Raw genomic sequence first — 4192 nt, forward strand, 5'->3', positions numbered from 1 at the left:
CTCCGTCATCGGCAGCGTCAGATGTGTATAAGAGACAGGTGCGGCACCTGCTCAGGGGCGCCGCACAGCCGCGACCGTAGGGGTCAGGCCGGCAGGTTCCACCGTTGGCTCGTGCTGCTGTCACAGGTCTCGATCACGAGCGTGGTGCCGTTGCTCGTGCCGTCGTCCAGGGTCGCGAGGCACTTGCCGAACGCTTTCAGCTCACCGGTGTCCTTCTCGTACGTCCACTGCTGCGATGAGCCCCCGTTGCACGTATAGATCTGCACGGGTGTCCCGTCCGCATCGGAGCCGCCGCGCACGTCCATGCACTTGCCGGCGGCCATCACTGTGCCGTTTCCGGGACGCGTCCAGGCCTGCGCGGGGCTGCCGTTGCAGTCCCAGATCTGGAGCGCCGTCCCGTCACTGGTGTTGCCCCACTGGATGTCCACGCATCGGCTGGGCGCAGCGGCCGAGGTGATCGGTCCGGTGCAGCTGGACGGCTGGGCCGTCGGCGCCGGGTGCCGGGTCGGGAGCTGCAGCGGCGTGGCGCCGGAGACCCGGCGCACCGTGCCGGAGCCGTCGCGAACCGCCACCGGGGCCCCGGAGCGCAGGGTCAGGGTCGTGCTCTGCTGTCCGACGGAGATGTCGAAGGTGCTGCCGTGCCACTTCACGCCGGTGACGTCGACGCCGGGCAGCTGGGTGGGCAGGAACGGATCCACGGTGACGGCGTCGGTTCCCCAGCGCAACCCGGTCAACCCGTAGAGGAACACCTGCAGGTACCCGCCCTGGCCGGTGGCGAAGTTGAACGCCCCGCCGTTGCGGCTCTCGTACCACTGGTCGAACGGCGCCGTGAGGAACGGCGTCGCGCTGCTCTTCAGGTAGGAGTAGGTCGTGCAGCCCGAGGAGCCGATGGCGGCACTGTCGATGGCGGCGATGGCATCCGTCATCGAGGGGCCGTTCCAGTCGGTGCGCGCGGCGTAGTAGTCGAGGTCGTTCTGGGCCACGGCGTCCGGCATCGGGACATTCCAGGGGTACTGCAGCAGGGTGACGTCGGCCTGCTTGACCGTCTGGCCGGCGTAGCCGTCGAACTCGGGGTGGATGTTCAGCGTCGTGTCCACCGGGATCTTCAGGCCGTCGGCGACCTTGCTCCACGCCGGGTCGGCGGTCAGGCCGAGGATCTGTGCCGCTTCGGTCGCGATGCGCAGGGACGCCTGTGCGCCGGCATTGGTGGTCACACTGTTGTTGACGTTGTCGTGGTACTCGTCCGGGCCCATGACGTCGTTGATGTCGTACCCGCCGGACCCGTCCGACACGGCGCGGGTGGCCCAGTAGTCGGCGATGCCCTTGAGGACGGGCCACGCCTTGTCGCGCAGCCAGGCCGTGTCGCCGCTCGCCTGGTAGTACTGCCACTGCGCCAGGGCGATGTCGGAGTTGATGTGGATCTCGGACTCGCCCATGGGCCACGGCGGCGGCGTCTGCTCCGAGCCGGTCAGCGCGCTCTCCCAGGGGAACTTCGCGCCCTTGATCGGGTGGCTGGACGTCGACAGCTGTGCGGCGGCGAGGTTGGCCGGGTGCAGCAGCTTCTGCCGGTACGTGTTCGCGCCGACCGCGATGTCGGGGTACTGGGCGAGGAGAGCCGGGTACATCCAGGTCTCCATGTCCCAGAAGACGTGACCGTTGTAGCCGTCCGAGGACAGCCCGCCCGGGCTGGCGCTCCAGGTCACACCGGGACGCATGCTGGTGAGCAGGTAGAACATGGACGCGTTGATCTGCCTGCTCATGGCCGTGTCACCGGGGATCGAGATGCTGGACTGCCACAGACGTGCCCACTCCTGGTTGTTGCGAGCGAGCGTGCTCGGGTAGCCGTTGCTGGCGGCACGCGCGGCCGTGGTCGCGGCGGCCTCCTGCGGGGTCGCGGCAGAAAGCTTCCGGTCGGTGTCGACGCTCGAGGCGATGCCGACGAACTTCGTGACCTGGATCGGCTGCTCGGCCTGGACCGGGAAGGTCGCGCTCTGCCCGGCGGTGCCGTCCTCGGCCGCGGGGATCGCCTGGGTGGGCACGGTCTTCCCGTCGACGCGCAGCACCGAGCTCAGTCCGGCGGTGACCAGCTCCCGTTTGGACATCACGGTCTCCGACAGCGCCCCCGTCCTGCCGTCCACGCGGGGGTCGGTGGCGGATGCCTTGGCCAGGCCCCGGCCGTCGAACGCGTCCACGGCGACCGCTGTTCCACTCCAGTGCGGCACCGCCCGCAGGCTCACCGTGCCCAGATGGCCGTCCGCGCGGTTGGCGCTGACCTCGTAGGTGAAGCTCGTGGTGTCACCAGCTGGTGAGGTCCAGTCGTACGAGGTGGTCAGCACCCCGGTGCGAAAGTCGATCGACTGCTGGTACTTGCTGGTGGCGCCGCCGTCCGTGGCGGGGTCGATCGCCGGCGGCTGGCCGTCGCCGCTGCGGCCGAAGCGCAGTGTGGTCCAGGTCGGCAGGCTGGCCCGTTCCTCGATCTTGGTGTCCGAGAGGCCGTAGAAGCCCGCGAGCTGCGACTGCGTGGTGATGGGCGTGCTGCTGAATCCCTGACCTGCCGCCGGTACCCGCGCCGCGAGGTAGCCGTTGCCGACGAACGTCGGCGCATAGCTCTTCGACGGGTCGGTGGTGCTCAGCACCCAGGCGTCGCCGGAGCCGGCGGCCGCCTGGAGCGGCACGGTGGTGTCGGCCGAGGCCGGTGTCCCCACGGTGCCCAGCAGCAGGCAGCCGAGCGCCGGTACGACCCACAGCTTGCTGGTGATCACGCGTGAACGGCGATGGGGACGAGCGGGCACAGTTTGACGGCCGGGGCTGGGCGGTGGAGGTTCGATGGTGCTGCGAGGGTGGCTCATGGGTGTTCCTTCTTCGGGTCGGGTGGGGTCAGGCTCCCCGCCCCGCCCTGCACGGCGCCGGTTCGCGCGCCGTGCAGGGCGGGGCGTTCCGGGTCAGCCGATGGTGGCGGCAAAGAGGTGCATGTTCTGGTTGGTGGGCAGGGTGATCCACGCAACCTGCTTGCCCGCGGTGAGCGGGACGGTGGCGGCGTACAGGCTCACGGGCTGGTTCACCCGCGTGCCGTCGGACTGGTTCAGGTACGCCGTGGTCGCCGCGAGCGCGCCCCCTTCCGCTGCCTGGTTCGCCCACCAGTCCGAGAAGGACACCGTCGCGGCCGATGTGGTGCCGTCGGCGTAGGTCACGGTGAGCTGTCCCTTCTGGACCCCGCCACCGGCTCCGGCCCCGAGCAGGGAGAGCTGCGTGCCCGAGCCGTTCATCGCGATGACCTGCCCGGTGGCGTTGACCTCGTTCGGCTTCCCGGCCGGGACGTCCGGCCACGTGAACGTCGACGTCCCGGCGGTGACCGTGCTGCCGGGTGTCACACCGACGGCGGCCAGCGCCTGCGCCGAGAAGCTGTGTCCCCAGCCGTCGAAGTTGCCCAAGGCCGTGGCGGAGTCGTCGGTGACGCCGACCTTCTCGTACGCGGCCGCGAAGGTGGGGTAGCCGACCGTCACCGTGGCGGACCCGCTCGGCTGCGGGCGGCGGTCGGAGCCGGTGAAGCTCGTCGCGCCGAACACCGTCCCCGGACCGCCGACCGTGTCGGCAGGCACGGCCACCGACCAGGTGGTCGACACCGTCTGTCCCGGGTTCACCTGAGCGAAGCTCGCCGGGGACTGCGCGGTGGCCTTCCAGCCGCGCGGCACGGTGAGCGCGGTCACGGCACTACGCACCGGAGCCGTGGCGCCGTTCGTGAACTCGGTGGTCACCGACATGGTGGAACCCGGCATGGCCAACGTCGGGGCCTTCACCGTCGTGTACTGCGTTCCGTTGGTCACGGTGCGCCCGACGTTGAACGTGTCCGTGAGCGGTAGCGAACGCGAGGAGGCCCCGACGTGCACGGTGTAGCTGCCGGCTGCCAGCGTCCAGCCCTGCGCGGGGGTGTTCCAGTACGACGCGTCCTGGGCGGTGATGTCGAACGTCACCCTCTTCGTCTCGCCAGGCTGCAGGTGGACCTTCTGGAAGCCCTTCAGCTGCCTGGGCGGCTCACCTGCGCTGGCCGGAACGCCGAGATAGAGCTGCGCGACCTCGGCGCCCGCCCGCGACCCGGTGTTCGTCACGTCGACGCTGGCCTGCACAGATCCGTTGCCCGACAGCGTGCGTGCGGACAGGTCGAGGTTCGAGAACGCGAACGTGGTGTAGGACA

At 70.0% G+C, this 4192-nt stretch carries 2 protein-coding genes; both read right to left on the minus strand.

Going from position 1 to position 4192, the window contains the following annotated elements:
- Window positions 1–83 precede the first annotated feature (83 nt).
- Window positions 84–2762, minus strand: a complete 2679-nt coding sequence (locus ACPYOM_RS21090; RefSeq protein WP_481347449.1) for a ricin-type beta-trefoil lectin domain protein — start codon at window positions 2760–2762, stop codon at window positions 84–86.
- A gap of 180 nt (window positions 2763–2942) precedes the next feature.
- Window positions 2943–4192: fibronectin type III-like domain-contianing protein (locus ACPYOM_RS21095; RefSeq protein WP_481347450.1), on the minus strand; the 1250-nt coding region annotated here is incomplete at its 5' end.

It is taken from the genome of Monashia sp. HAY1-2A (assembly GCF_056755315.1).